At 29.6% G+C, this 26,407-nt stretch carries 32 protein-coding genes; 7 read left to right on the plus strand and 25 right to left on the minus strand.

The window, feature by feature from the left end:
* Positions 1 to 8 precede the first annotated feature (8 nt).
* Positions 9 to 764: a class I SAM-dependent methyltransferase gene (locus tag JH146_RS01360; protein WP_048201321.1), complete on the plus strand. Its 756-nt coding sequence runs from the start codon at positions 9 to 11 to the stop codon at positions 762 to 764.
* Here JH146_RS01360 and JH146_RS01365 read toward each other — a convergent pair.
* The 9 genes from JH146_RS01365 to JH146_RS01405 form a co-directional block, all read right to left on the minus strand.
* The gene (locus JH146_RS01365; protein ID WP_048201322.1) at positions 734 to 1,006 is read right to left on the minus strand and encodes a hypothetical protein; all 273 of its coding nucleotides are present in this window, start codon (positions 1,004 to 1,006) and stop codon (positions 734 to 736) included. The two genes, JH146_RS01360 and JH146_RS01365, sit on opposite strands and share 31 nt — an antisense overlap.
* A 427-nt stretch (positions 1,007 to 1,433) precedes the next feature.
* Positions 1,434 to 1,934: an AAA family ATPase gene (locus tag JH146_RS01370; RefSeq protein WP_048201323.1), complete on the minus strand. Its 501-nt coding sequence runs from the start codon at positions 1,932 to 1,934 to the stop codon at positions 1,434 to 1,436.
* Between the two features lie 187 nt (positions 1,935 to 2,121).
* Entirely contained in the window at positions 2,122 to 2,502 is a 381-nt protein-coding gene (locus JH146_RS01375; RefSeq protein ID WP_048201324.1) for an AAA family ATPase, read from the minus strand.
* 118 nt (positions 2,503 to 2,620) lie between these two features.
* Positions 2,621 to 3,001, minus strand: a complete 381-nt coding sequence (locus JH146_RS01380; RefSeq protein ID WP_048201325.1) for a cyclophilin-like fold protein — start codon at positions 2,999 to 3,001, stop codon at positions 2,621 to 2,623.
* Positions 2,991 to 3,560: a DUF3343 domain-containing protein gene (locus JH146_RS01385; RefSeq protein ID WP_048201326.1), complete on the minus strand. Its 570-nt coding sequence runs from the start codon at positions 3,558 to 3,560 to the stop codon at positions 2,991 to 2,993. The genes JH146_RS01380 and JH146_RS01385 overlap by 11 nt, the downstream gene beginning before the upstream one ends.
* Positions 3,561 to 3,659: 99 nt before the next feature.
* Positions 3,660 to 4,946, minus strand: coding sequence for a 2,3-bisphosphoglycerate-independent phosphoglycerate mutase (apgM, locus tag JH146_RS01390; protein WP_048201327.1), 1,287 nt, complete (start codon positions 4,944 to 4,946; stop codon positions 3,660 to 3,662).
* 7 nt (positions 4,947 to 4,953) lie between these two features.
* Positions 4,954 to 5,784, minus strand: a complete 831-nt coding sequence (locus JH146_RS01395; RefSeq protein ID WP_048201328.1) for a hypothetical protein — start codon at positions 5,782 to 5,784, stop codon at positions 4,954 to 4,956.
* A 6-nt stretch (positions 5,785 to 5,790) separates the two neighbouring features.
* Positions 5,791 to 6,438: a sugar phosphate isomerase/epimerase family protein gene (locus JH146_RS01400; protein WP_048201329.1), complete on the minus strand. Its 648-nt coding sequence runs from the start codon at positions 6,436 to 6,438 to the stop codon at positions 5,791 to 5,793.
* Positions 6,439 to 6,561: 123 nt separating this feature from the next.
* Positions 6,562 to 7,680, minus strand: coding sequence for a double-cubane-cluster-containing anaerobic reductase (locus tag JH146_RS01405; RefSeq protein WP_048201330.1), 1,119 nt, complete (start codon positions 7,678 to 7,680; stop codon positions 6,562 to 6,564).
* A 371-nt stretch (positions 7,681 to 8,051) separates the two neighbouring features.
* On the opposite strand from JH146_RS01405, the gene JH146_RS01410 reads away from it, so the two are divergent.
* Positions 8,052 to 9,185 carry a molybdopterin oxidoreductase family protein gene (locus JH146_RS01410; RefSeq protein ID WP_048201331.1) on the plus strand — a complete coding sequence of 378 codons (1,134 nt, stop codon included), beginning with the start codon at positions 8,052 to 8,054 and terminating at the stop codon, positions 9,183 to 9,185.
* The gene (locus JH146_RS01415) at positions 9,182 to 10,321 is read left to right on the plus strand and encodes a Coenzyme F420 hydrogenase/dehydrogenase, beta subunit C-terminal domain (protein WP_173400797.1); all 1,140 of its coding nucleotides are present in this window, start codon (positions 9,182 to 9,184) and stop codon (positions 10,319 to 10,321) included. The genes JH146_RS01410 and JH146_RS01415 overlap by 4 nt, the downstream gene beginning before the upstream one ends.
* An 8-nt stretch (positions 10,322 to 10,329) precedes the next feature.
* On the opposite strand, the gene JH146_RS01420 is transcribed toward JH146_RS01415, so the two are convergent.
* The 7 genes from JH146_RS01420 to JH146_RS01450 all read right to left on the minus strand — a co-directional run bounded on the left by JH146_RS01420 (position 10,330) and on the right by JH146_RS01450 (position 16,130).
* A complete protein-coding gene (locus tag JH146_RS01420; RefSeq protein ID WP_048201333.1) occupies positions 10,330 to 11,061 on the minus strand; it encodes an acyl-CoA dehydratase activase in 732 nt (243 codons plus the stop codon).
* Complete coding sequence (locus JH146_RS01425; protein WP_048201334.1) at positions 11,058 to 11,531, minus strand: CD3072 family TudS-related putative desulfidase; 474 nt, start codon at positions 11,529 to 11,531, stop codon at positions 11,058 to 11,060. The genes JH146_RS01420 and JH146_RS01425 overlap by 4 nt, the downstream gene beginning before the upstream one ends.
* Before the next feature lie 25 nt (positions 11,532 to 11,556).
* Positions 11,557 to 12,030, minus strand: a complete 474-nt coding sequence (locus JH146_RS01430; protein ID WP_048201335.1) for a YeeE/YedE thiosulfate transporter family protein — start codon at positions 12,028 to 12,030, stop codon at positions 11,557 to 11,559.
* Positions 12,031 to 12,147: 117 nt separating this feature from the next.
* Positions 12,148 to 12,606, minus strand: coding sequence for a YeeE/YedE family protein (locus JH146_RS01435; RefSeq protein ID WP_048201336.1), 459 nt, complete (start codon positions 12,604 to 12,606; stop codon positions 12,148 to 12,150).
* A 146-nt stretch (positions 12,607 to 12,752) separates the two neighbouring features.
* The gene (locus tag JH146_RS01440) at positions 12,753 to 13,631 is read right to left on the minus strand and encodes a hypothetical protein (RefSeq protein ID WP_048201337.1); all 879 of its coding nucleotides are present in this window, start codon (positions 13,629 to 13,631) and stop codon (positions 12,753 to 12,755) included.
* A gap of 10 nt (positions 13,632 to 13,641) precedes the next feature.
* Positions 13,642 to 14,511 (minus strand): PHP domain-containing protein, encoded by an 870-nt coding sequence (locus JH146_RS01445; protein ID WP_048201338.1) that lies wholly within the window; start codon positions 14,509 to 14,511, stop codon positions 13,642 to 13,644.
* Positions 14,512 to 14,693: 182 nt separating this feature from the next.
* Complete coding sequence (locus JH146_RS01450) at positions 14,694 to 16,130, minus strand: NAD(P)H-hydrate dehydratase (RefSeq protein ID WP_153232482.1); 1,437 nt, start codon at positions 16,128 to 16,130, stop codon at positions 14,694 to 14,696.
* A gap of 86 nt (positions 16,131 to 16,216) precedes the next feature.
* Between JH146_RS01450 and JH146_RS01455 the strand changes: the two genes are divergently transcribed.
* Positions 16,217 to 17,137 carry a beta/alpha barrel domain-containing protein gene (locus JH146_RS01455; protein ID WP_048201340.1) on the plus strand — a complete coding sequence of 307 codons (921 nt, stop codon included), beginning with the start codon at positions 16,217 to 16,219 and terminating at the stop codon, positions 17,135 to 17,137.
* 24 nt (positions 17,138 to 17,161) lie between these two features.
* Here the strand turns inward: JH146_RS01455 and JH146_RS01460 are convergent, their stop codons facing one another.
* The 4 genes from JH146_RS01460 to JH146_RS01470 all read right to left on the minus strand — a co-directional run bounded on the left by JH146_RS01460 (position 17,162) and on the right by JH146_RS01470 (position 19,609).
* Entirely contained in the window at positions 17,162 to 18,043 is an 882-nt protein-coding gene (locus tag JH146_RS01460) for a metal-dependent hydrolase (RefSeq protein WP_048201341.1), read from the minus strand.
* Positions 18,044 to 18,128: 85 nt separating this feature from the next.
* Entirely contained in the window at positions 18,129 to 18,290 is a 162-nt protein-coding gene (locus JH146_RS08620; RefSeq protein ID WP_153232483.1) for a hypothetical protein, read from the minus strand.
* 198 nt (positions 18,291 to 18,488) lie between these two features.
* Positions 18,489 to 18,869: a tRNA (N6-threonylcarbamoyladenosine(37)-N6)-methyltransferase TrmO gene (tsaA, locus tag JH146_RS01465; protein ID WP_048201342.1), complete on the minus strand. Its 381-nt coding sequence runs from the start codon at positions 18,867 to 18,869 to the stop codon at positions 18,489 to 18,491.
* Complete coding sequence (locus JH146_RS01470; RefSeq protein WP_048201343.1) at positions 18,869 to 19,609, minus strand: TatD family hydrolase; 741 nt, start codon at positions 19,607 to 19,609, stop codon at positions 18,869 to 18,871. The genes tsaA and JH146_RS01470 overlap by 1 nt, the downstream gene beginning before the upstream one ends.
* A gap of 71 nt (positions 19,610 to 19,680) precedes the next feature.
* On the opposite strand from JH146_RS01470, the gene JH146_RS01475 reads away from it, so the two are divergent.
* Positions 19,681 to 20,751 carry a DUF362 domain-containing protein gene (locus JH146_RS01475; protein WP_048201344.1) on the plus strand — a complete coding sequence of 357 codons (1,071 nt, stop codon included), beginning with the start codon at positions 19,681 to 19,683 and terminating at the stop codon, positions 20,749 to 20,751.
* Between the two features lie 19 nt (positions 20,752 to 20,770).
* Here JH146_RS01475 and pyrB read toward each other — a convergent pair whose 3' ends face one another.
* Positions 20,771 to 21,688: an aspartate carbamoyltransferase gene (gene pyrB / locus JH146_RS01480; RefSeq protein WP_048201345.1), complete on the minus strand. Its 918-nt coding sequence runs from the start codon at positions 21,686 to 21,688 to the stop codon at positions 20,771 to 20,773.
* Between the two features lie 81 nt (positions 21,689 to 21,769).
* Here pyrB and JH146_RS01485 point away from each other — a divergent pair, with 81 nt between their 5' ends.
* Positions 21,770 to 22,114 (plus strand): DUF2304 domain-containing protein, encoded by a 345-nt coding sequence (locus tag JH146_RS01485; protein ID WP_048201346.1) that lies wholly within the window; start codon positions 21,770 to 21,772, stop codon positions 22,112 to 22,114.
* Positions 22,092 to 22,304, plus strand: a complete 213-nt coding sequence (locus JH146_RS01490; protein ID WP_173400798.1) for a hypothetical protein — start codon at positions 22,092 to 22,094, stop codon at positions 22,302 to 22,304. Before JH146_RS01485 ends, JH146_RS01490 begins: the two co-directional genes overlap by 23 nt.
* A 132-nt stretch (positions 22,305 to 22,436) precedes the next feature.
* Here the strand turns inward: JH146_RS01490 and cobM are convergent, their stop codons facing one another.
* The 4 genes from cobM to JH146_RS01510 form a co-directional block, all read right to left on the minus strand.
* Positions 22,437 to 23,207 carry a precorrin-4 C(11)-methyltransferase gene (cobM, locus tag JH146_RS01495; protein ID WP_048202572.1) on the minus strand — a complete coding sequence of 257 codons (771 nt, stop codon included), beginning with the start codon at positions 23,205 to 23,207 and terminating at the stop codon, positions 22,437 to 22,439.
* A gap of 16 nt (positions 23,208 to 23,223) precedes the next feature.
* Complete coding sequence (locus tag JH146_RS01500; protein WP_048201347.1) at positions 23,224 to 25,059, minus strand: DUF2207 family protein; 1,836 nt, start codon at positions 25,057 to 25,059, stop codon at positions 23,224 to 23,226.
* Positions 25,060 to 25,185: 126 nt separating this feature from the next.
* Entirely contained in the window at positions 25,186 to 25,752 is a 567-nt protein-coding gene (locus JH146_RS01505; RefSeq protein ID WP_048201348.1) for a LemA family protein, read from the minus strand.
* Positions 25,753 to 25,819: 67 nt separating this feature from the next.
* Positions 25,820 to 26,389, minus strand: a complete 570-nt coding sequence (locus tag JH146_RS01510; protein ID WP_048201349.1) for a GMP synthase subunit A — start codon at positions 26,387 to 26,389, stop codon at positions 25,820 to 25,822.
* Positions 26,390 to 26,407 lie beyond the last annotated feature (18 nt).

Below are 26,407 nucleotides of genomic sequence, written 5' to 3' on the forward strand. Positions count from 1 at the left end.
GGGATATTATGGAGAATATAAAAGACCATATCAAAAAATACTGGGATATGAGAAGTGAAACCTACGACAACTCTCCCGGACACTCTGGTTTGCCAGAGGTTTGGAAGAAAGTTTTATATGAGACGTTTGGAGACAGAAAGCTAAGAATCTTAGATGTGGGAACTGGAACTGGATTTTTAGCAATTTTGTTGGCAGAGTTGGGGCATGATGTTGTTGGTATTGATTTATCTGAGAGAATGCTTGAGAGGGCTAAAAAGAAGGCTGATGAAAAGGGTTTAGATATAGAGTTTATGATTGCGGATGCTGAAAACCTACCTTTTGATGATGGAGAGTTTGATGCTGTGATTAATAGGCATCTGCTATGGACACTACCAAATCCACAGAAGGCCATTAATGAATGGAGTAGAGTTATAAAAATGGGAGGAAAGGTTGTAGCAATTGATGGTAGATGGAGAGAAAAAACTCTTGAGGAGAAGATTAGAAGAACCATTGGGCAGATAGCAATATTGATATATGAGAGAAGAAATCCTTGGAAGATTATGAGCATATATGAGAAAGAAGAGATTAACAAAAAACTCCCGTTCTATGGTGGCTCAAAACCAGAAAATATTGTAAATCTCTTTAAGAATGCAAACTTAGCCAACATCTCTGTTAGAGACCTTAAATGGATTAGGGAGGAGCTAAATAAAAATTATCCTCTCCTATATAGAATAGCTTGGAAAAACAAAACTTACTACCTTGTTGAGGGGTATAAAATATCATAGAATCTTCTAAGCTCTTCAATTTTATCTAAATCGTCAAATTCAAATTTTTCAAATAACTCATCAAATAGATGTCCATAGCATCTATAGCCAATTGCAGTATGCAAAGCACTAACTTTACGTTTTTTATTATGTTTTTCTTTATCTTCACTATATCTTTTTGATATAATGTCAAAAAATTCTTCAATAGCTTTTTTATCATTATCATCTAATCTATTCCTAACGATTTCGTAAATTAATAGCACAATATCCTCTAATTCACCATTTAAGATTAAGCTTTTAAATTTATCTTTAAGATTTTTATTTTCTGCTAATTCTTCAACTTCTCTAATTTTATCTTCTGCATCATCATCTACAACAACTATTATTTTTTCTATTTTTCCAAATATTTTCTTTTCTAAAACTCTACGTCCCTCTATAAATGCTTTTGTAGCATCTTTGAAAACATCTTTTCCTCCAACAGAAATCAGTATAACTTCAAACTTATTATCTTCCCTTAATACAACGATTTTTGAAGTGTCAAAATTCTTTAAATCTTCAAAATATCCGCAATTTAATAATTTATCAAACTATTCTTTATTTCCTTCATTACCAACATCTTTAAATTTTAAAAATTTAATGAAAAAACTTTTAAAAATAAAAAATCCAAAACACCCTCAAATAAAATTATAATCATCTTAAATCCACCCCAATTTTATTTAATGCGGCATTTGCCTCATCACATTCATAAGCTTCTATCTCTGGAATACCATCTTTTAAATTCTCAAGTGCAAAAACCTTCAAGTTTGTGTTTTTTTCATAAGCTTTCTCTAAGATTTTTTGAAGAAACTCTAAGTTATGAGTTGTTATAAAAATCTGGTTTTTTTGGGAGGATGTGATTATTAAATCAACAACTTTATCCATTAATTTTGGATGTAAGTGGTTTTCTGGTTCTTCCAATAAAATGTAAGAGTTTTCAAGGGATAGTGCATAATAATACAACAGTGCCATCTTTGTTCCGTCTCCTAATAATGAGATTGAGATTTGTTTGTTGTCCTTTGAGACTAAGAATGTGTCAAATATCTTTGGGACAATATCAACGATTTCTGTATTTAGCTGTTCTGATATGAAGTTTAATAAATGCTCTTTATCAACTTTTGAGTATTTTTCAATTCTTTTTATAAATGAAACCATTAATCGTGAGGTTTCTTCATCTACTACTATAACACTTGATTTTTCTATGTTAGGCTCACTTAACAGGTATTCTGTATGGATTCGGTATTCTAAAGAGGAGTTATCTTCAACTATGGAAAATATTGGAAAATTGTTTTTATCTACTATAATAAATATTGGAGTTATCTCTATGTATTCTCTTTTTACTTCACCAGTTTTTATAGAAATAATTACTTTCTTTTTTGTAAAATTTCTTTAAAACATCTTCTGGAAATTCTCCAAAATATGCAGTCAATCTAAAATCGTTTAAGTTGGAGTTAATAGAGAGGGTAAATTTATCTCCTTTAAAATTTTCCCAGTCAGAGTAGAACAGATATGTTAAAACTAAATTGATAACATCCCAATCATCACCAATATCAGAATGTGTGACTCTCCCAATTTCAGAAATCCCTCTTCTTGAAAATATTGCCCTAAATGGATGAATACCCAATAAATCCCTATTATTTTGAACTAAATTTAAATAAATGCTTTCAAGAAGTGTGCTTTTTCCAGTGTTGTTTTTTCCAATAAATACATTAATATCTCCCAAAATCTGATATTTCTGCCTTTTTAAATGCTCTAAAATTTTCTATTTTAATCCATTTTAATTTTTCCATAACTTTCACAACTATCTTTTTGTTTTAGTTATATTTTGAATGTTGAGATATTTAAACATTATTTTTTGTTATTTCAATTATCTCTCCATCCCAAACATCTTTGAATTTTTTCCAATCCTTAACTTTCCCAATAACATTTACAGCACTCGCGGGCTTTATTTTATCATCATCACTTATTGGTGTTTTTCCAAAGAAGATGCAAATAGCTCTTCCAGGAATCCAATAGGCAATATCTCCTAACTCAACATATTCCTTTGAATTCTCTTCCTCATTAACAACAACATTTGTCTCAAAGTATATCTCATCTCCCCATCTATTTACAACTCCTTTTATTGGAAGTGCTTTAGCTATTGCACTTACAGTTTTTGGTGCAATGTCTTCATAAAGCTCTGCTTCTACCTCAAAATCCCTAACTTTAATTTTAATTTTCATTTTCCATCACCAACTCTCTTGCTTTTTCAAATGCTTTATTTAATGTGTAGGCACATAAGGTAAAGCCTAAACTTTTTGGTGATTCATCTTCTTTAATATCTTTAATATTTCTTCCTTTTAATTTTAATGCTAAATAAGGAACATCTGGACATCCACCACCAGAGATATTAACTATATTTCCTTCTTTGTCAATGGTTATTTTCATATTTCCACATCTAACTAAAATAAATCCATCAACTTCTTTAATTTTTATTAACTCAAGAGGTTTTAAAGAGTAATCATTTAGAGATATAAATTTTAAAGGTTTTATGTTGTTATTTTCCAATTCCCTTTTAATTCCAAATTCGTCAATTAATTCATACTCTATTGCTAAATCACAGCCTTCTCTAATCTCTACCGGTGGGGCAACCACCTTAATTTTATATTTGTCTTTTAAAACACTCTCTGCTCTCATGGCATCCTTTGTATTTTCAAATATAATTAATCCCTTTCCTTCTAAGCTTTCTTTTTCCTCTTTTAATTTTTTTAATTTAAAGATGTTTTTTAATTTACCTATCAAATTTATCCCTCCAACAGCTCTATCATAGGACTTTTGCAGTTATATATTAAATATTTTGGAAATTGGATGCCTAAAGGGTATCAACATTCAATAAAAAATTTATTCCTGCAAAAGTCCTATGTCATCATCTTTTGGGATGTAATATCTTAACCTATTTCCAGCTCTTAAACCATATAATAATGCTCTGTTTGTATAGTTTAAAATTAGATGCATTAATTCTTCTCCTCTTATTCTTAAATGTCCATTTGAGCAACTTATTTCATTGAACTCTTTTACACTATCTACTCTAACATTTTTTCCATAAAATATTATTGGAACACTTTCTCCAGAATGAATTAAACTTCCAACAGAAGGTGTTGAATGGTCAGCAGTTATTATAAGTAAATCATCATCATTTAATTTTAAATTGCCTATAAGTTTATCAATCTTCTCAATGACCTTAACTTTATTTAGTGGATTTTTTGTGTGGGCAGCCTCATCTGTTTCTTTTGTATGCAAATGAATGAAATCATAATTTAGCTCAGGAATTAAATTTATCCCTTCCTTAAAACTATCAATTTTTATAAAATCCATTCCTAAGAATTTTGCTAATCCTTTAAATAATGAACTGCTACCTAAAACAACTCCTCTCATTCCCCATCTTTCTTTAAAGCTCTCCACCTTTCTATATCTTGATGCCCACTTTGTTAATAAAAAATTAGCAGGCATTTTTTCCATTTTTCTTCTTTTTCTATTTATTTTATGATTTTCTAAGATTTTATGAACATTTAAAAGATATTTATTTAACGCCTTTGCAGTATCTTTTGCTTTGTTGTATTCAACTCCATTTTTACACAGCTCTTTTATTGGCTGAACTTTCATAACATACCTATTTTTATAGAATGGGTCAGAATCAGAGATTTTATCTGAAATCCATCCATTTCTTTCTTTAATTTTTAATATAAAATGAACATCAAAAGAATAGAAAAGCTCAAATTCATACCCATCTACAAAAGTAGGAAAGTCATTTATTAATCTTTCAATCTCATCTTTATCAATATCTTTAGTTCTCCTATCTACTACTAAAAATCCTTTCTCATCCTTTTTAACAAATCCTAATGATGCCCTCAAGTATATGGCATTTTCTTCAATCTCTATATCTTCCCCTAATGCCTCAATAACCCCCCTCCCCGGAAATTCCTCTAAGGAATATCCCCAAAGTAAAAAATGAGCCACCTCAGTTCCTAACGGGATTCCTTCTTTGTACGTTGTCATTAAGCCACACATTCCATTTTCAGCCAATTTATCTAAGTTAGGTGTTTTTGCAAATTGTAGTGGGGTTTTATTATCTAAAATTTCAGATGCTCTATCCCCTAAACCATCTAATAATATTAAAATAGCTCTCATTTTCTCACTAAAGAAACTTTTTTACAATATTTTGATAATTAAAATTCCCTTTGTATCCTTCTTTTAAAATCTCAATTGATGCTGGATATATAAATTCGTTTAATAGTTTTAAAATATTTTCCTTTTCAAAAATTACTTTTCCGTCTTTATCTCTATAATTTCCACTAAAAACACATGAAAATTGCTTTTTACCTTGTTCCCATTCATATCCTATAATCTCCTTAATCTTTTTCCCTTCCTTTATGTATCTTATAGGCAAAATTAGCTCAACATCAAAATCTCTACAAATTTTACTATAAACACTTAAAACTTCTTCTATTTGGTCGATTTTAAAATCACCGTTATGATAAACCCTCTCCCCACTAATTATCTTCCTCCCTAAATGTTTTGTCAATGGAATTCTCAATATCCTCAAATATGCATGGCATCCAATACATGGGCTGTAATAATTATATTTTTTTAAAAGTAAAACAACCCATCTTCCATTTAATGCATTCCAAAGTTTTGGCTCAAACATAAAATGTAAAGGTAATAAAACTTTATCTTTATCAATTTCTTTAACTCTTTTATTTGTAATTTCCCAGTTTTTGTAAAAGATATTTATATTTCCATAATCAGTTCCTGTAAATCCAACAACTGGCAAAACAAAATCGATTCCTTCTTCCATAGCTTTAATTATTGCCGCTACACTATCTCTACCTGAAAATTCCCCAACTGCAATTTCACTCAGCTTTAACCCATTTTCTTCAATTATTTTAAATGTTTCATCAGATAAAGTTAGTTCTTTAAATGATTTTTTGAAGTCAATAAAATTAGGACTATTTTCATTAAGTATCATAAACTATCACCTATATGTTTCTAAATATTCTTTTATCATCTTCTCAGTTTTTAAAATATCCCTAATATCCATTAATTCAATTAAAAACATTTCACATTTAACATCTAAGAGAGCATCTAATATTGGTTTTAAATTGTTAAGATTTTTAGGTGGTAGATGTTTTCCATCCTTTTCAATCTCATATACATGAGAATTATAAATTCTATCAGAGCAAATCTCTAAAAATTCCAATCTATTATCATAAGGAATATGTCCAATATCAAATGTTATAAAACAGTTAACTTCATCTGCTATCTCAGTTATATTGTTTGGATTTGATGAAAATCCATGTCTTAAATTTTCTATGCATAATTTTAAATTATTCTTTTGTGCAAATTCATTAATAATCATTAGATTTTCAACTAAAAGTTCTTTGTCAATATCTTTATTTTTTCCATTGTGTAAGTGGATTGTTAGATAATCTCTTCCTTTGATATTTTCAATTATGTTTTTTAAAATAGAAATACTCTCTTTTTCATCCAAATTTAAAATTGGGGCGTGATAGCCGATGATGTTATTTTCTTTTACTATTTTTGAGCAATAGTGTATGCCCCAATCTAATAACTTGTTGTTAAAAATAAACCCTTCTTTGGAACGCATGCAGATTCCTATCATACTCTCACAAAAAATGAATTAATGTAATTAAGATATATAAAAGTACATATTAGAAAATTTAATAACAAAACTATCCAAAAATAGGTAGAACAAAATAGAATAAAAAATAAAACGTAATTCAATTTAAATCATCTCAATAAACGCCTCTAATCTTGTTTTTAACTGTTCTCTATCACTTTCAGAGTAATCAGTTTCAATTCTTATAATTGGAATTCCTTCCTCTTTTAATGCTTCCTCTACTTTAGTTCCTTCAACATTAAATGTGTGACAGCATTGTAATGTATAATAAACAACTCCATCAACATCTAATTCTTTAACTAATCTCTTTATATTCTCTATTCTCTCATCATTCTTAAATCTGCATGCACATGGGATTTTGAAATATCTTTTTGCTATATCCTCTATGCTATAACCTTCAACAAAGTTTTCAAAGAATCTTGTTCCTGTACAGCTCTCTTCTCCAACAACAACTCCCCCAACTTCTTCAACGAGTTCAACAATCTTTGTGTTTCCAGCAACCATAGGACAACCAGTTATTAAAATTCTCTTTCCTTCAAATCCTTCTCCTTTCTTAACTCTCTCTTCTAACTCTTTAATTAAATCCTCTAAAACTTCTATTGTATCATCAATATCCAATAAGTAAGCAAATTGGAATATTTTTAAAACATCTAATCCTTTAATTGGAACTGGTTTATTTTTCCTTAGCTCATAAAGCTTATAGAATAACTCTCTAAGTTTATTTACTTTATCTATAGCTTCTTTTAATTTTTCTTCAGTTATTTCATTACCTGTTTCTTTTTCAACTAATTCTTTTAACTTTTCAACTTCCTTAATCCAGATTTTTAAAGAATCTTCATCTTTCATGTGTGGAAGGTGCATTATATGCATAGGAACCATTCTTTCCATCAATTCAAACATCTTTTTCTTTCCTTCACATGTTGTTTCTCCAATGACAATATCTGATGCTTCAAAGTAAGGACATGATTTTGCCTTCTTAAACCCATAGGATGATTTTATTAAAGGGCAGAGGTTTCTTGGTAAATCCTCTTCTGCTATTGGGACTGTATCATTTTTACCTCCACACAAACCAACTGGAATTGCATTTGCCGCTAAAATTATTTCTATTGGAACATAAGCACAGAACATTCCAAAAACCTTTCTACCTTCTTCTTTTTGCTTGTAAAGTTGTTCTTTTCTATTGGCAAATTTTTGCATTAATTTTTCTACTGCCTTTAATTGCATTATATCACCAAATTTAATATCTATTTAGTTATTAGATTTTCTAATAACTTATAGACATTTAAGTTTTATTTATCAAGAATTCATTAAAAGAGTGTATTTTAAGCCATAAAAATTTTATCTTTAAAATTTCTAATATTGTTATATATATTAGAAAAATTAATGTTAAATATATGAAACTTTTAATGTATTATAATATTTTTTAAAAATTTATATTACTAAAATCACAATAAATATTAAAATAAGCATCAAAAAGTTAAAATTAGTAAGATAAAAGGAAAGCTAAAAATCAAAATTAAGCTTAGATACAAAAATAAGCTAAGAGTTTTTATGACAAATATTATTTAAGTTTTAGAATATTTTGGGTGGTAATTATGAAAGTTGTGCATACTATATGCCCAGGTTGTAGTGTTGGATGTGGAATTGATTTGATTGTTAAAGATGATAGGGTTGTAGGAGCTCATCCATACAAGAAACATCCAATAAATGAAGGAAAGAGCTGTTTATATGGACAAAACTGTTATAAAATAATCTACCATGAGAAGAGATTGAAAAGACCATTAATTAAGAAAAATGGAAAGTTTGTTGAAGTTAGTTGGGATAAAGCATTAGATTTTATTGCAGAAAATTTAAAAAAATACAATGCTGAAGATATAACCTTTATTGCTTCTGGAAAATGCACAAATGAAGATAATTATGCGTTAAAAAAATTGGCCGATAACTTAAAAGCAAGGATTGGACATTGTATCTGCAATTCTCCAAAAGCCAATTATGCTGAAATTTCTACAAGTATTGATGACATTGAGAATGCAAAAAACATTATAATTATTGGTGATGTTTTTTCTGAACATACATTAATTGGAAGAAAAGTTATTAAAGCAAAGGAAAAAGGGGCTAAGGTAGCAATTTTCAATATAGATGAGAAAGAAATCTTAAAATTAAATGCTGATAAATTCATAAGAGTTGATGATTATTCAAAAATTGATTTAAGCAGTGTTGATGAAGATACAATGATTATAATTAATGCTCCAATAAATGCCGATGAAATAATTAAAAATGTAAAAGAAAGTGGAGCTAAAGTTCTACCAATAGCAAAACATTGCAATACAGTCGGGGCAACACTTATTGGTATCCCTGCTTTAAATAAAGACGAATATATAAATTTGTTAAAAGATTCAAAGTGCTTATACATAATGGGTGAGAATCCTGCTTTAATTAGTGAGGATATATTAAAAAATGCTGAATTTTTAGTTGTTCAGGATATTATAATGAGTGAAACAGCAGAATTTGCTGATGTTGTTCTTCCATCTTCATGCTGGGCAGAAAAAGATGGGACGTTTATAAACACTGACAAAAGATTGCAGAAGATAAACAAGGCGGTTAATCCTCCAGGAGAGGCGATGACTGATTGGATGATAATTAAAAACTTAGCTGAAAAGCTTGGGATTGATTTAGGCTTTAATTCATTAGAAGATATCCAAAAAGAGATTATTAAGGTGGTATCATGAAATATCTCTTGGTAAAATCAACTGATAGCAGGATTTTAAATAAAGCAGAATGTGGAGGGGCAGTAACAGCCCTATTTAAATATTTATTGGATAAAAAATTTGTTGATGGAGTCTTAGCTTTAAAAAGGGGAGAAGATATCTACGATGGAATCCCAGTATTTATAACAAATTCAGATGAGTTGATAGAAACTGCTGGCTCTCTTCACTGTGCTCCAACAAATTTTGGAAAGATAATTAGTAAATACTTAAATGATAAGAAAATTGCCGTCTCTACCAAACCATGTGATGCAATGGCTATAAGAGAGTTAGCAAAGTTAAACCAAATTAATTTAGATAACATTTATATGATTGGTTTGAATTGTGGAGGGACAATAAGTCCAATAACAGCTATGAAAATGATTGAGCTATTTTATGAAGTCAATCCATTAGATGTCGTTAAAGAAGAGATTGACAAAGGTAAGTTTATTATTGAATTAAAAAGTGGGGAACATAAAGCTATCAAAATAGATGAGTTAGAAGAGAAAGGTTTTGGTAGAAGAAAAAACTGTCAAAGATGCGAAATTATGATTCCAAGAATGGCTGATTTGGCTTGTGGAAATTGGGGAGCTGAGAAGGGTTGGACTTTTGTTGAAATCTGTTCAGAAAAAGGAAAAAAGTTAATTGAAGATGCTGAAAAAGAAGGATATATCAAAATTAAAGAACCTTCAGAAAAGGCAATTCAAATTAGAGAAAAGATAGAGAATGTTATGATAAAGTTAGCCAAAAAATTCCAAAAAATACATTTGGAAGATGAATATCCAAACCTTGAAGAGTGGCAGAAATATTGGAATAGATGTATAAAGTGTTATGGTTGTAGAGATAACTGCCCACTATGTTTCTGTGTTGAATGTAGATTAGAGAAAGATTATGTTGAAGAGAAAGGTAAAATCCCTCCAAACCCATTAATATTCCAAGGAATTAGATTGAGCCATATATCTCAAAGCTGTATAAACTGTGGGCAGTGTGAGGATGTTTGTCCAATGGACATCCCTTTAGCTTATATATTCCATAGAATGCAGTTGAAGATTAGGGACACTTTTGGTTATATTCCAGGAGTTGATGATGAACTTCCACCATTATTCATTGATGAGAAATAAATTATAAATTATACTAATATAGCTCCAACACAGCAGACAATCTGTGGTTCTTCTGGAATTAAAAGTTTTTTATTCAATTTTTTTTCAAATATCTCTACTAAAACTTTATTTTTAGCAACTCCACCACTAAACACTACATTTTGTATTTTAAGCTTATTCACCATTGGAATAACTCTATTTATTATACTATCATAAACTCCCATTAAAATCTCTTCCTTTGGAATTTTTTTAGACAGTAAGCTTATTATTTCACTTTCAGCAAAAACAGCACACATAGATGATATCTTAGCAACATTATCTGATTTATATTTATCTACTTCATTTTTATCAATTTTTAAGATATCTAATGCCTTTTCTAAGAATTTCCCAGTTCCAGCGGCACATTTATCTGATAGGATAAAATCAATAACCTTCCCATCCTTATCAATTTTTAAAACCTTTGTATCTTGCCCTCCAATATCTACAACTCCATCAGCATCATTAAAGAAATATCTCGCCCCTTTTCCTAAGGCAATAACTTCTGGAACTACTTTATCTGCAAAACTAATCTTGTGCCTTCCATATCCAGTTGCTATAATTTTATCTATTGAATATTTCTGCTCAATCTCTTTAACCATTTTTAATAAAACATCTTCTTCAATAACAACTCCAATATCTTCAACTTTATACCAAACTACTCTGTTATTTTCCATTAGAACCATTTTTGTTGTTGTAGAGCCAACATCTATTCCCAAAATCATTCTATCATCTTCTTTAAAGTTTTTATAAATTCTTCATAATCCTCTTCATTTTTTGGGTATTCTATTGCCTTAATGTTGATATTTAAATTTTTAATCTCCTTTAAAAGTTCTTCCATTAAGATTCCTCTATTTTTAAAAATATCGCAGGTTGGGGAATTTTCTATTCCAATTAAAATAAATTTTTTGTAGTTATCTTTTTTATATTCTTGCAGATATTTAATTATTGGCTTTAAAAGTTTTTTACAGAGTTTTCTATATTCTTCTGTGTCATATTCCTCTTTTGTTTTTCCTTCCCTACCAATTCCCAAATAAATTAACTCGGGGCATGGTAGTTGAATTATTCCATAATTATTCTTTAAAAGAATTTCAACAACCTCATTAAACGCTCCTTCAGCTCTCTCTAATCCATTAACAACACTATTTTGGTTTAATATGCAGTGAGAAACAATAGCTATCTTTTTCCCTTTCATACTCCCACAAAAGAAAAAAAGAGATTTAAATTAATATTGCTTTTACTAATGGAGCTACAAACTTATGGAATATAACTGCTCCAACGGCTAATCCAAACACATAGGCAATAGCTGTTTTATTCCCTTCAGCAGCCATAACATAGTTTCTTAATGGACAGCCTCCCTGAATAACTGAGAAAAATCCAACTCCAAAACCACCAACAATAGCCACTATTAAATGTCCCATTAAAGTTCCACTCGCTCCTAATGGGTCTCCTGGAATTGGAGCTAATCCCTTATCAACGAACCATGGGAACGCTGAAATTAATCCAGTAGCACTAAATATGATATATCCAATTAATGCTCCAGCAAAGAACCCAAATAAACCTTTAATTAACCATGTATCTCTTATTAAATAAAGGTCTCTCATTCCCCCAACAAAACACATTCTTGCTCTTTGGAACAAATAACCTAAAATTATACCAAATACAAATGTTCCAATTACGTGGAGATATTCCATAAAACCACCTTAAAACATTTTTATAACAGAATTTTTGCAGGAATTAAATTTTCTATTGAATAGAGATGCCTTTGGCATCAAAGTTCCAAAGTAAATATCTAATCTGCAAAAATTCTGTTAGAGGTTTCTTTTTAAGTAAACTTCACTTGCTACAACTACCCCAGCAAACATAGCTATTAAACTTATCAACGCTACAATATCTCCATAAGCTGTTCTCAATGTTTCTCTTACAGGACAACCTCCCATCAATAAAGCAAAGTTAATAACCAAAATCCCTAAAATAAAACCAATAACTGGATTGTGGGTTTGTTTTAATTTAAACTCTTTATGTGCAAATGCCCCTATTAAAGCCCCAATAAAGATACCTACAACAGTTAAAACAGGAAAAACCTTTGAAACTGGTGCTAAACCTAATGAAGTTCCAAATAAGTGATTAACAATCCAATTTACCAAATCTCTTGTGTGGCATGCTATACAAATACCATAAGCTGGTGGTGGGAACACTTTAAACAATGCCTGCAACATTGCTGCTGTAAAACCTCCTATCAACCCTGCTGTTAATGGGGAAATTCTCATTTCCTCACCATATTTAGGTTTTTTAATATGGTATTTGGAAGATGCTATGGTTTATTTAAAATTTCTAATTATAAAAAATTTTTTGCAAAAAAATCTAATGAATATTTAGTTATTAGAAAAATTAGTTGGGTAGTTTAAAAATAAATCTAAATGATAAAAAAGAGATACCAAATAACCATTACAATTAAAAAAGATATCTCATAAACAATTAAATGTAAAGTAGCTAATTTCATCCCAATTTTTCCAAATATTGAGAGCTGTATTGGTAAATACTTTCTCAAATAAAGAACTACCCTATTTAAAAATTCTGCGAGAAATAAAGAAAAGAGAACTTCATTTGGGGATAATATATTTTCATCTAAAAGCCCAGATGCAATACCTATAGCCCCTGAAATTGTAGCTAACCCTGTAAGCACTATAACTAAAATAGTAGGGGATAAATTTAAAGCATTTAATAAAGAGCCAGCAAAATTTTCAACAACATCCAATAAACCATGCTCAATAAGATAAGTTATTATCAAAACAGATGGAACAAATGATGTTAAAACTCTAAAGTACTGCTTAAATGTATCTCTTATAGCTCCATATAAACCTTCTGACTTTGATTTAAATTCAATATCAATATCATATTTCCTTTTTTTAAGCATTAAAACACTTATAATCAAATAATTGCATGTTACCAAAAATTTTATTAGCACATAGATGCCTCCAACATACCAACCCAAACTTGTAGCCATTGGTATAGCATAAAATAAGATTATGTGGATTCCAAATACAAACATCCCTAAAAAGTAAATTGGTAAAAGATTTTCTTCTGAAATTGCTCCCCTATTTAATAAATTTTTTAATAAAAAGCTACCTGATGTTGAGCTAACAAAAAAGACAGCAATTATTGGGAAGTATTTATTTTTTATATATTTTTGAAGTTTGTATAAGATATTTAGATGATACATAAGATTTGCTAAAAGAATCCCAAAAAACATTATTGGAAGTATCTTTATAAATATCTGCAATGCCATCATCATGTTCTCAAACTTAAATTTCTTTCATTTTTTCTTTTGCTTTCTTTTTAAGGTAGTAATTTCCTAAAAATCCTGAAACTATTGGAAGAGGTGTAAGTATATAGATAAACCCCCCAAAAACCCCCAAAATCTTTTTATGGAATTTTATTGAATTTATAGTGTCATCGTCTATATTAAATATTAAAGATTTTATTAACTTTTTCTCTGACTCATAAACAATATCATAACTCCATAATATGGCTTGATATAAAGGTGTTGCCTTTCCTCCATAAGTTGTTCTTTTTTTAACTATTGCTTTATATAAATCATCAGCTGAATTACCTTCAAATAAAGTATAGGCATTCCCTACCATTCTCGCTATGTGGGCATCACTACTCCCAATAAATGCAAACGGCTTTTTGTAATAATTTTTTATAACCTTATTTAAAGCTATGTTATTTACAATACCATCTCTATGATAAGCGTTAAAGACCTCAACTCCATCCAAATCTAAATCAAATATCCTATCTCCAAGGGCTTTACATATAGGGCTGTATGGATGTGGGGCTATGGCTAAACCTCCTTGTTCTTTAATTCTTTCTATGGTTTCTTCTGGAGTTAAATATTTTGGTATTTCTTCATTCAAAAATAAACCAATAATTTCTCCCTCAGTAGTCATAATTTCACTACCTACAATAACCTCTACTCCAAACTCTTTCTCTAATTTCTTTACCTCAATCCCTCCCCTAATTGTATTGTGGTCTGTTATTGCTATAATATCAATACCTCTTTTCTTAGCAACTTTCAATATATTTCTTGGCTCTTCAACAGAGTCTGGAAATTTAAGTTTCCAAAATCTACCAATTCCTGAATATTTTGTGTGTATATGCAAATCTGCCTTCATAATCCCTCCTAATTATTATTTATTTTCCCAATAGACATTAATTAGGGCTGAATAGATACGTTTTGATGAAACAGAAAGCTCTGCTTTTTAGCTACAAAAACTCAAAGAGTTTTTATTTAATCGAAGCTTTGCTTCGAGCAATGAAAACCGTTAAGGTTTTCATCTAACTTTTACTAAAAGTTTCATTCAAAGATTTTTAAGACATTAGGGATTTTCTCAATTAAATCAAGGGATGTGTAGCAATAACCCTTCTCCTTTAATAGTAAATCCCCTGCGTATCCATTTATAAACGCTCCACAACATGCAGAGATGAAAGCTTCATTAACAGCAAATAAAGCCCCAATTAAACCAGCTAAAACATCTCCAGTTCCTCCAACAGTCATTCCTGCATTTCCAGTTTTATTTATTTTTAAATTATCAGCGTTAAATATTATATCATACTTCCCTTTTAACACAATTGTTGATTTTATCTCTTCAATGTTTTCTAAGTCAACATTCATGTATTCAAACTCTTTTTTATGTGGTGTGAAGATGTAATTTTCAGAGAATTCAAAGCTATTATAATCAATAACCTTAATGGCATCGGCATCAATTACTACTTTTTTATCATATTTTGATAGGAATTCATTTACAAATGCCTTAGTTCTATTATTAGCTCCTAAACCATTTCCCAATACAACAACATCATACTTTTTAGCTATATTTAAAGCATAATCAACATGTTGAGAGCTTAAATAATCTCCTTCAACCTTATACATAATAAACTCTGGATGATTTAATTTATCTATAACCTTATCAACTGATAAAATCCCCACCAAATCAGCAATTTTTAATGCTGATAAACCTGCCAATATAGGAGCTCCAAAGAAATCTCTACTTCCTCCAATAATCAAAACTTTTCCATTCTGCCCTTTATGACTGTTGCTATCTCTCTTCCTTAGAGCTTTTAAATCCCCCCAGCCAACTATATACTCAGCCTCTTTTGGAATACCTATATCTTTTACAATAACATTTTCTCTATTTATTGTCTTTCTTTTGTGGAAGGTTATGGTTAAATCACTCTTTAAGTGCCCTGTCTCAACATCAACACTTACAACAAGGATATCTTTATTTATTTTCTTTAATTCGTTAATTTTATCAACAATTGTTTTAAACGGCTCTCTTAGCTCTCCTTTAACACCAGTTCCAATCATCGCATCTACAATAACAGCTTTTTTATCTTTTAATCTTTCAAATATATCTTCAACTTCTTCAGCCCTTCTAATTTCTCTAATCTTTATATTTCCAAACTCTGCCAAATTTTTTAGTATCTTAAAGTTTTCTCTTGCTTCATAAGTTTTTATCTCCCCTTCTTTTCCAATTAATATAACTTCCCCTTTTCCAAGATGTCTCGCAACTACAAACCCATCTCCCCCATTATTTCCGGTCCCACAAAAAATAATATATTCCTCTGCTTCAATATTTTTAATTTCTTCATAAACTGCCTTTCCAGCATTTTCCATTAGTAATATTTTAGGAATCCCCAAAAACTCTGCATTATCATCAATAATTGCCATTTCTTTGGGTGTTATAACTTCTTTTTCTTTAATTTTTTCTTTTAAAATATTAAATAGCTCCATACTTTCCCCCAACAGGAATTTATTAATAGATGTTATTAACAACATATTATTATAGTAAATGCATATATTTATTATTGGGGGTTTTTATGGTAAAAAAGCTTAGAAAGAAAGATGTAAAAGTTCCATTAACAGTTCCAGAAAGTGTTAAAAAAGAGTATATTAGCAACTATTTAGAGCTAACAAAAAAGACAGGAAATGTTATGTTATTTGCTGGAGACCAAAAAATTGAGCATTTAAATGATGACTTCTTTGGGGAGGGGATAGCGAAAGAAGATGCATCTCCAGAGCATTTATTTAATATAGCAAGTAAGGGAAAGATTTGTGCATTTGCTACCCAACTTGGTTTAATAGCGAGATATGGAATGGATTATAGAAAAATTCCTTATATTGTGAAGATTAATTCAAAAACTCATTTAGTAAAAAGCAGAGACCCTATAAGCAGAGCATTAGTAACAGTTAAAGATGTCGTTGAGTTTAAAGAAAATTCTGGGCTAAATATATTGGGTGTTGGTTATACAATCTATCCTGGAAGTGAATATGAGCATATTATGTTTGAAGAAGCATCTAAAATTATCTTAGAGGCCCATAAGCATGGATTAATTGCAATAATTTGGAGTTATCCAAGAGGTAAAAATGTTGAAGATGAAAAAGACCCTCACCTAATAGCTGGAGCTGCAGGTGTTGCTGCATGCTTAGGGGCTGATTTTGTTAAAGTTAATTATCCTAAATGTGATAATCCAGCGGAAAGATTTAAAGAAGCAGTTTTAGCTGCTGGAAGAACAGGAGTTTTATGTGCTGGAGGAAAAAGTACAGAGCCAGAGAAATTTTTAAAACAGATTTGGGAGCAAATTAATATTAGTGGAGCAAGAGGAAATGCAACTGGAAGGAATATTCATCAAAAACCATTGGATGATGCGATAAGAATGTGTAATGCAATATATGCAATAACTATTGAAGGAAAAAGTTTGGAAGAGGCATTAAAAATATATTATGGAGATAAGAAATAAATATTTCGTAAATTAAACAAATTGCTATTTATTTTTATAACTTTTACGTCTTTTTCTTGATTTGTTGTATTTTTTTAGATTTTTATAGTTTGTTTTAGATTTAAAAGACTTTTGCATTCGTTTCCAATTTTTTCTATCTACAAGCCATAAATTTCTATCACTATTTGATATAAAATACAGTCCAATAAGTGAAATGGTATTTATAACCATGCCCATTCCTATAATTCCAAATATTTTATCTGAAGGAAGGGTGTTGCTAAAAAACATTACAATTCCTAAAATTGCAAAACCTGTAACGGTGTAAAACCAAGTGTATAATTCAGGTCTAATATCGACTTTTCCATCCTTCCCAAAAGTGTATATTTTTCCATTTATTATTTTATTTCCAAAAGGAAATAGCCAATTTATTCCAGAAACAGTAAATGAATCTTCAATTAAATGCATAATCTGTCCAAAAAATAGACCTATAAATATTGATAAAACAATGAGAAAATCAATACTAATGCCCAAATAAATTGAAAATGTTATGTAGATTAATGAAAATATTGCTGTTAATAGAAGAGATGATAAAAATACGCCAATTGGTGTATGCAATATTCCTCTATGCTGTTTTTTAATGTTGTATCCTATTTTTAGTTTTTCTTTAATTTTTTGATTATTGAAAAACAGCACAATTATATCATAAATTAATATCATTAGGTAATATATTGCTCTATATTTGTAGTATAATTTTGATTTTCCTTCAGAATCTGCATCAGGAAGCAACGCCCCAATTGACGCTGAAAAAATTATACAAAAGCTGTAGTACAAATACTCAATATGGTTAATCATTGCTCCATAAACTCCAAAAGCTAAAATTGGTATAAAGAATCCAACGGTAATTCCTAAATGATGTCTTCCCAACACAATCTCACCAACTCATCAAAATAGGAGTTTATATTCAAAAAATTAAAAATAGCAAAATAATAAATAAAGTTACTTCCTTTTCTTTTTAGATGAAGTTTTCTTTTTCTTTTTTGGTTTTTTCAATGCCAAGCATTTCTTCCAATGTTGCCGTTTTCTTTGCCCATACTGGCTTTTTTCTACCATCTCCTGTTAACATCTTATTTATTTTACCTTCTAATGTCTTAGGACCTTTTTTTATTATTCCCAAATATATCAAACATAGTTTCTCCCTATTTTGTATATGTGTATATTTTTATTTATTTTCTTAATTATATTTAACAAACTAACTATGTAGATAATTATTTTTCTATTTGATTTTTATATTTATATATTACGATTATAAATATAATAGTATTGAAAATTGTACAAAATAAAAATTTATTAAAATAATTTCTAATTTTAAAATTTAGATTTTTGGACAATCCAACTCTTCTGAAAATATTTTTATATCAATTATTGGTGTCTCATCATAAGCATCAATTTTATCAACAAAAATTTTATTTTTATCTATTTTGTGGATTTTTACGGTGTATTTTCCAATAGGATTTGGTCTATATGGGGAACGAGTAGCAAATACTCCCTTTAATGGATTTTTTATATCCCCTCTTGGATGAACCTTCAAAATCTTTCTTTTTTCTTCACTATCATTTTTGTGAAACCAGAGAAGAAGGATAATGTAATCTCCCTCCTTTAATCCGTCTAATCCATCTACAAACTCATCAAATATATTTAAGATAGTGTAATTCTCATTCTGCTCCACAACTCCAATAGGTTTTAGATGACACATCACAATCTCCTCTTAAAAAATTTAGATGTATTTTTATAAATAATATCTGCCACCTCTTCAACATCCATTTCTTTAATCTTTGCTATCTCTTCCACAACTAATTTAACATTTTTTGGCTCATTTTTAGCTCCTTTAATTGGAGATAAGTAAGGGCTATCAGTTTCAGTAGTTAGGTATTCTAAATCCAATTCCTCAACAAGCTTTTTGTGATGTTCTGAAAAGCAGATGAGTGTTGAGATAGATATTAAATTTCCATCCCTTCCAATCTCTTTAGCTAACTCTATATCTCCACTATAGCAGTGAAACATGATATTAACTTTATTTTTAGCTATATCAAATATCTTCCTCTCAAAACCTCTTGCATGAACTACAATTGGTTTATTAAGCTCCTCTGCTAATGATAAAAATTTTTTAAATATTTCTTCCTGCCTTTCATAGTTTTCATCTTTAATATCCATCCCAATCTCTCCAACAGCTAAAATTTCATTTTCGTTATTTTTAATTAAATTATAAACTTTCTCTACAACTTTATCATCAGCTTTAACTCTTGAAGGATGATAGCCTAAAGTTAAATAAATATTATATTTTTTCTTGCACTCTAAAGCTCTCAAACACCCTCCCAAGCTTGCTCCACTTGTAATTATTATTACATTTTCTTTTTTAGCCCTTTCAATTATTTCATCCCTGTTTTTATTAAATGCTTTATCTTCTATATGACAGTGGGCATCAACATAAACCATAGAACCACCTTTTATAAATAATTGGAATGTCAAATTATTTTTTAATGTTATTTTAAATTTAGGGGGTAACTATGGAAAAGGTGTTTTATGTAATAAGGGAAGATTATGATTCGTTAGATAATAACATTTTAGATTTAACATTTAAATCTTGCAATCTTGAAGAATTTGATAAAATATTGATAAAGCCAAATATTCTTGGCCCATATCCACCAGAGAGAGCAGTTACAACACATCCAAAATTCTTAGAGTGGGTTATAAAATATTTACAGAATAATTTTGATGGGGAAATTGTCGTTGGAGAATCTTCTGGGTATTCAACAAGAAAATCCTTTAGAGTTTCTGGAATTGAAGATGTCTGTATAAAATATGGTATAGAATATATTCCATTTGAGAAAGATGAGCATGTAAAAACAAAAATCCTTGATAGAGAAGTTCCAATTCCAAAAACTGTTGTTGAGAGTGATTTGATAATAAATCTTCCTAAGTTAAAGACTCATGTTTTGATGAAATTTACTGGGGCTGTTAAAAATTTATATGGCTGTGTTCCTGGAGGACTGAAGCCAAAACTTCATGGACATTTTCCAAAGGAAGAAGATTTTGCAAAGCTATTGGTTGAGCTTTATAAGTTTATAACAAAAGATAGGAAAATAATAACCATAATGGATGGAATTTGGGGAATGGAAGGAAACGGCCCAAGTAACGGAAAGCCAAAGCATTCAAAGATAGTTATAAGCTCAACAAATCCAGTAGCAGTTGATTTATTAGCTTCCTATTACATTGGCTATAGGATGGATGATATTTTAACAAATAGATTGCTTAAAGTTGATTTTGAAGTAATAGATGCTGATAAAAATGAGAAAAAATCTTTTAATGAAATAAAACCTATCAAATTTAAGAAACCAGACACAGTTTTTTTAAATTCTATATTACCTCCTCAAATAATCAAAATAATTTTTAACATTATGACTCCAAAGCCAAAAATAAATAGAAGCAACTGCCTAAAGTGTAGAATCTGTGAAAAAGTTTGTCCAGTTAATGCAATAACTGATTTGAAAATAGATAGGAAGAAATGCATAAACTGCTATTGCTGTCATGAGATGTGTCCTTATAATGCTATTGATTTGAAGAGGTTTATTTTATAATTAAATGGTTAATATTCGTTTATCTCTCATTATCTTCAATTAACTTCTTTAAAATAGCCATTCTTACAGGAATTCCATAAAAGCTCTGCTTAAAATACTTTGCTTGAGGTAAATTATCAACATCATAATCAATTTCATCAACTCTTGGTAGTGGATGCATAATTATAAATTTCTTTCCTTCAACGTATTCTCTTTTTATTCTATAGCTACCTTTAACCTTTTCATATTCGTTAGGGTCTGGGAATCTCTCTTTTTGAATTCTTGTTACATACAAAACATCTATATCATCATCAACTTCATCTAAACTTTCTTTTTCATAGAATTTGATGTTTTTAGCTTTTAAATCTTCAATTATATCTCTTGGCATCTTTAATTCTTTTGGGGATACAAAATACATCTCAACATTATCAAATAAAGAGAGAGCATAAACTAAGGAATGAACAGTTCTTCCATACTTTAAATCTCCAACAAAAGCTATTTTTATTCCATCTATTTTTCCAATTTCTCTCATTATTGTGTATAAATCTAAAAGTGTTTGGGTTGGATGCTGATTACTCCCATCTCCAGCGTTTATAATTGGAACTTGAGAATATTCAGAAGCCAATCTCGCCGCTCCTTCACTTGGATGCCTCAAAACAATTATATCGGCATAACCACTTATCACCCTAATTGTATCTATAAAACTCTCTCCCTTTGCAACAGAAGAGCTCTTTAAATCAGTCATTGTTATTACTTCCCCACCTAACCTCTTCATGGCAGTTTCAAAGCTCAATCTTGTCCTTGTTGATGGCTCATAAAAAACAGTTGCTAATATTTTCCCTTCCAACAACTTTAAAGGCTTCTTTGTATTTAAAAGCTCCTCCATTTTCTTGGCTTCTTCTAAAATCTCTAAAATTTCCTGTTTCCCGATATCCCTCATTGAGATTAGATGCTTCATAACAATCCCTAATTAAAGATATATATGAGTTTGATAGAGTATTAATAAAAAAGATTTATAAAAATTTTGGAGGAAAAGTTTATGGAATTAATTCAAATAGTTGGGGTTATATTTGCATTGTTTGCTTTATCAAGGGTTTTGTTGCAACTAAAAAAGAGAAACATAAGTATTAACGAAGGATTATTTTGGATTTTTGTCTGGAGCTTAGTTATAATATTTTTAATATTCCCAGAATTCTTTGGATATGTTGCAGAATTTTTGGGTGTTGGGAGAGGAGTTGATGCACTTATCTATATATCAATTGTGATTCTATTTTACTTAATTTATAGGTTGTATGCTAAAATAGATAACTTAGAAAGGCAAATAACTTATATAGTTAGAGAAATTGCTATAAGGGATAGGCATGAACCAAAGAAAAGAGATTGAATTGTTAATGTATGATGTCCTACCATATATGGCAAATATGGAATCTATTAAGGAGTTGTTAGAAAGTGCTAATAGCTTAGAAGATATTGAACAAAAAGTTAAAGAGTTATTAGAAAAAGAAACTAACATAACTAAAAAAACTGATTTAAAAATATTGCTTGAAAAAATAGAAGAAAGAAAAAATAAGTAAAATTAAAAAATTTAGATTATTTCTTTTTTCTATAACCATGTTCAAAGTTTTTATCATAAAGCTTTGACTGAAACTTTTCAAAAAAGTTTCATCAAAAGGGATGCATCACCTCGCTTCGCTCGGTGATGCCTCTTATTTTCTCTGTTTCTTCCTATAACCATGTTCAAACTTTTTATCATAAAGTTTAGAGTATGCATAATGCTTTGGATTTAAAACTTCCCCAACAATTATTAAGGCGGTTTTTTTAATCCCCTCTTTTTTTACCTTTTCAGCTATATCTTTTAAAGTCCCTCTAACTATTTTCTCATCATCCCATGAAGCATGATATACAACAGCCACTGGGGTTTCTTCTTTATAACCTCCCTCAATTAGCTCTTTAACTACCTTATCAATCATTGAAACGCCTAAAAAAATAGCCATTGTTGATTGGTGCTTAGCTAAATCTCTTAACTTCTCTTTTTCAGGCATTGGAGTTCTTCCTTCAGGTCTTGTGATAATAACTGTCTGAGAAACCTCTGGAAGTGTTAACTCAACCTTTAATGAAGCAGTTGCTGCAAATAAAGAGCTAACTCCCGGAATTATTTCAACATCTATTCCATGCTTAGCCAATTCATCAATCTGCTCTTTTATAGCTCCATAAATAGATGGGTCTCCTGTATGCAATCTAACAACTTTTTTTCCTTGATTGACAGCTTTAACCATTACATTAACAATTTCCTCCAAATCCATATTTGCACTATTGTAAATTTCAGCGTTTTTTTTGTTATATTCTAAGAGTTTTTCATTAACTAATGAACCAGCATAAATAATAACATCTGCCTCTTCTATTGCCTTTTTTCCTTTGATTGTTATTAGCTCAGGGTCTCCAGGACCTGCTCCAACTATTGTAACCTTTTTTTCCATAATTTCACTCCCTGTTTTATCTTGCTCCTCCTCCACCGCCACCAAAGCCTCCTCCTATTCCAAATCCTCCACCAGAACTAATGGAAGAGCTTGCTACAGTAGAACTATAAGCATTATTTATAGATGAATACATTGAACCATAGGCGATATAAACTGCTGGAGCAATATCAGCTTCCGGAATATTTATATTTAATGATTTCATCGCTTCCACAACCTTTTCGCCAACTCCTAATGCTGTGCCGTATACAAGCCATTCTTTCCAAATTGAAATATCTTCTGGAGAATATTTTTTAATCATTGCAAGGTCAGATAAAAAGTTTTTAAACGCCTCCCATTCCAATTTTTCTTTATAATAATCATTTTTCCATCTTCCAAATAAAGATTTTGGAGTTAATATCAATATTATGTTCTGTATAACTAAGATGAATGAAAGATATGGGATATCTTTAAGCGTTGGATAATATTTAGAGTAGCTCATTGAGATGCCAAATAAAATTAGCACTAATATTATAGAAATTGCCAAAGATATCCACAATATATCTTTTCCTTTTGTTTCTAAGAATTTTTTTGTTAATGTTGAGGAGAATGGTGGATTTTTCATAACTCTATTAATCTCATTCCATAACCTTTTAATTTTATATTTATCAGCCCTATAAGAAACAATTCTTTCAAGGTCTTTTGGATTGAACTCATCATTTTTAGCATACCTAATTAAAAAGTCCATAACTGCTTTCTCATATAGGTCTAAATCATTTAAATTTTCATCGTTCTTTAAAATTTTTATTTTTACACTTCCATCATCTCTGATTATTTTTATATGGCCCCTATTATGCAAGTCCAATAAAGTAGCGTAAAATCCATTTTTATCAAAATTCCCAACTTCTCCATTAAATATAAGATTAACAACCCATGGTTTTCTATTTTTGTTTGGAACATAGCTTAAATATTCAGGAACTACGTAAAATTTTTCTTTTCCATATTTTAAATACACAATGTAGGCAATTAATGGAAACAACAAAATAATGGCTATTAAAGCATATTTTGTGAATTTTATAATGTTATTTATTAAAATGTATTTGTCGTATGCGGATAATGCTTTCTCTTCAACACCATTAATATAATTTAAAAATCCATTAACAGAATTTGGTTTTAAGAGCATTTCTATCTCAATCATTTCATCTTTTGGACTATTTCCTTCAATTGTATATCCAAAACTTGTTTTATAAACTTTAAATGTTGATGGATAAACAAATAAATTTAATATGCTGTTATTTTTGTCAATTATATTGATTTTAACATTTTTGTATGGTAAATGCTCATCTGCAAGTTTTAAATTTATATGAGAAACCTTTCCATCTGTTTCAATTGGTGGATAGATACAAAACCTATAGTTTGTTGTATAAACCCCAGTATTGTATCTGTAAGGATTATAAAACCCTACTTCGTTTATTACATTGTATTCGACTACAAGCTCTTTTATTTTCTTCTTTATCAAACTATTATTGCTAAATACTAAAACATTCCCTTTATAATCTACAACATATCCAACCATATTTTTAGACGAAGCAGAAAGATTTGAAACCTTTATATAAGGAATTTCCAAATTGTTATTATAAGTTAATGGAACTTTCCAATCTCTGTATAGCATTCTATATCTGCCATCTATCAAAATTTCATAAGTATATTTTTCTTCTAAGGTTAAATTTTTGTCAATATACAAATTTGCTTCATAATTCTTAACACCAATATCAGCATAACCTATTCCATTACTTGAATTAACCAAAAATATTCCTAAAACACCTACAACAAAAATAACACTGCAAAAAATAATCATTTTCTTTTCTTCTTTCATAAAAATCCCTCAAAATTATAGTGTTTTTCAAACTTATAAAATTTCCAAGGCCTTATATAAAAGCCTGCAGGGCTTTTATAAATTCCTTACTCCATAAAACACTTTGAAAAACACTATATAAAAAATTTAAAAGCTAATCTCAGGTCTTTCATATATTTCTTCTTCAAATTGTAGGTAATCCATCTTTCTAAATCCAAATAAATTTGCTACAATATTTGAAGGGAACAAATCAACTTTTGTGTTAAATTCTTGGATTATATTATTGTATGTGTATCTATGCCTTGCAATCTCATCCTCTATTTCTTTTATTGCATTCATCAACTCTTTAACTGTCTCAGATGTTTTTAATTCAGGATAATTTTCAACTACAACTAAAATATTTCCCAAAATATTCCTTGATTCCCTTTCTATACTTTGAATCTCTTCTGTTGTATTTGCCTTTAAAACACTACTTCTTAGCTCAGTTATTTTTGTTAATGTTTCTTTTTCAAAGCTTGCATAGCTTTTAACTGCCTCAACAAGCTGGTTAATCATGTCCAATCTCTTTTTTAAAGCTACTCTTATCTGCCCTAATGTTGCCTCAGCCCCATTTTTTAATGTTTGGAATCTGTTGTATATTGAGATAACATAAATTACAATACCTAAAACAACCAATGCAATGATTAAGCCAACAACAATTAACAATAATGACATAATTTCACCAAAAAAGATTTAAATTATTTAGATAATGAAATATTTGCTATCAACTTATATAAATGCTTTATTCTTCAAATTTGTAACCGCAAACTTTACAAAAGTTTTTCAAAATCTCACTTCCATATTCAGTATGAGCGACTTCAGGATGGAACTGAACTCCATAAATTGGCTTTGTTTTATGCTTCATCGCTTCAACTTTACATATATCTGAATGAGCTAAAATCTCAAAACCTTCTGGAACTTTTTTAACCTCATCCTTATGTGAAGCCCATGCATTAAACTCTTTTGGAACATTTTTGAATAAATCATTTTCTTTATCAACATAAACCTTTGTTAATGCATATTCCTCAGCTTCAGCCCTCCCAACTTCTCCACCATAAGCCAAAGCAATTAGTTGATGCCCTAAACAAATCCCTAATATTGGTAGTTTAGCATTTAAAGCAACATCTATACAGCTCTTTGCTTTTTCAATATCTGGTCCTCCACTTAGTATTATTCCTTTAACATCTTCATTACTTTCAATTTCTTCTAATGGTGTTGTATTTGGGACAATTTTTGAAGCTACACCAATATATTTTAAACTTCTGTGTATTCTATGAACATACTGCCCTCCATTGTCCAATATAATAATCATCTTATCCCTCACTCAATT

The sequence above is a fragment of the Methanocaldococcus bathoardescens genome, from assembly GCF_000739065.1.
In the GTDB taxonomy this organism is placed as follows: domain Archaea; phylum AGJL01; class Methanococci; order Methanococcales; family Methanocaldococcaceae; genus Methanocaldococcus; species Methanocaldococcus bathoardescens.

Excerpts from the sequence above, each read along its gene's own strand:
- JH146_RS01360 (WP_048201321.1), top strand. The coding sequence starts at position 9 with ATGGAGAATATAAAAGACCATATCAAAAAATACTGGGATATGAGAAGT.
- JH146_RS01370 (WP_048201323.1), bottom strand. The coding sequence starts at position 1,934 with ATGGTTTCATTTATAAAAAGAATTGAAAAATACTCAAAAGTTGATAAA.
- JH146_RS01380 (WP_048201325.1), bottom strand. The coding sequence starts at position 3,001 with ATGAAAATTAAAATTAAAGTTAGGGATTTTGAGGTAGAAGCAGAGCTT.
- apgM (WP_048201327.1), bottom strand. The coding sequence starts at position 4,946 with ATGAGAGCTATTTTAATATTATTAGATGGTTTAGGGGATAGAGCATCT.
- JH146_RS01395 (WP_048201328.1), bottom strand. The coding sequence starts at position 5,784 with ATGATACTTAATGAAAATAGTCCTAATTTTATTGACTTCAAAAAATCA.
- JH146_RS01400 (WP_048201329.1), bottom strand. The coding sequence starts at position 6,438 with ATGATAGGAATCTGCATGCGTTCCAAAGAAGGGTTTATTTTTAACAAC.
- JH146_RS01405 (WP_048201330.1), bottom strand. The coding sequence starts at position 7,680 with ATGCAATTAAAGGCAGTAGAAAAATTAATGCAAAAATTTGCCAATAGA.
- JH146_RS01410 (WP_048201331.1), top strand. The coding sequence starts at position 8,052 with ATGAAAGTTGTGCATACTATATGCCCAGGTTGTAGTGTTGGATGTGGA.
- JH146_RS01415 (WP_173400797.1), top strand. The coding sequence starts at position 9,182 with ATGAAATATCTCTTGGTAAAATCAACTGATAGCAGGATTTTAAATAAA.
- JH146_RS01420 (WP_048201333.1), bottom strand. The coding sequence starts at position 11,061 with ATGATTTTGGGAATAGATGTTGGCTCTACAACAACAAAAATGGTTCTA.
- JH146_RS01425 (WP_048201334.1), bottom strand. The coding sequence starts at position 11,531 with ATGAAAGGGAAAAAGATAGCTATTGTTTCTCACTGCATATTAAACCAA.
- JH146_RS01430 (WP_048201335.1), bottom strand. The coding sequence starts at position 12,030 with ATGGAATATCTCCACGTAATTGGAACATTTGTATTTGGTATAATTTTA.
- JH146_RS01435 (WP_048201336.1), bottom strand. The coding sequence starts at position 12,606 with ATGAGAATTTCCCCATTAACAGCAGGGTTGATAGGAGGTTTTACAGCA.
- JH146_RS01440 (WP_048201337.1), bottom strand. The coding sequence starts at position 13,631 with ATGATGATGGCATTGCAGATATTTATAAAGATACTTCCAATAATGTTT.
- JH146_RS01445 (WP_048201338.1), bottom strand. The coding sequence starts at position 14,511 with ATGAAGGCAGATTTGCATATACACACAAAATATTCAGGAATTGGTAGA.
- JH146_RS01450 (WP_153232482.1), bottom strand. The coding sequence starts at position 16,130 with ATGGAGCTATTTAATATTTTAAAAGAAAAAATTAAAGAAAAAGAAGTT.
- JH146_RS01455 (WP_048201340.1), top strand. The coding sequence starts at position 16,217 with ATGGTAAAAAAGCTTAGAAAGAAAGATGTAAAAGTTCCATTAACAGTT.
- tsaA (WP_048201342.1), bottom strand. The coding sequence starts at position 18,869 with ATGTGTCATCTAAAACCTATTGGAGTTGTGGAGCAGAATGAGAATTAC.
- JH146_RS01470 (WP_048201343.1), bottom strand. The coding sequence starts at position 19,609 with ATGGTTTATGTTGATGCCCACTGTCATATAGAAGATAAAGCATTTAAT.
- JH146_RS01475 (WP_048201344.1), top strand. The coding sequence starts at position 19,681 with ATGGAAAAGGTGTTTTATGTAATAAGGGAAGATTATGATTCGTTAGAT.
- pyrB (WP_048201345.1), bottom strand. The coding sequence starts at position 21,688 with ATGAAGCATCTAATCTCAATGAGGGATATCGGGAAACAGGAAATTTTA.
- JH146_RS01485 (WP_048201346.1), top strand. The coding sequence starts at position 21,770 with ATGGAATTAATTCAAATAGTTGGGGTTATATTTGCATTGTTTGCTTTA.
- JH146_RS01490 (WP_173400798.1), top strand. The coding sequence starts at position 22,092 with ATGAACCAAAGAAAAGAGATTGAATTGTTAATGTATGATGTCCTACCA.
- cobM (WP_048202572.1), bottom strand. The coding sequence starts at position 23,207 with ATGGAAAAAAAGGTTACAATAGTTGGAGCAGGTCCTGGAGACCCTGAG.
- JH146_RS01500 (WP_048201347.1), bottom strand. The coding sequence starts at position 25,059 with ATGAAAGAAGAAAAGAAAATGATTATTTTTTGCAGTGTTATTTTTGTT.
- JH146_RS01505 (WP_048201348.1), bottom strand. The coding sequence starts at position 25,752 with ATGTCATTATTGTTAATTGTTGTTGGCTTAATCATTGCATTGGTTGTT.
- JH146_RS01510 (WP_048201349.1), bottom strand. The coding sequence starts at position 26,389 with ATGATTATTATATTGGACAATGGAGGGCAGTATGTTCATAGAATACAC.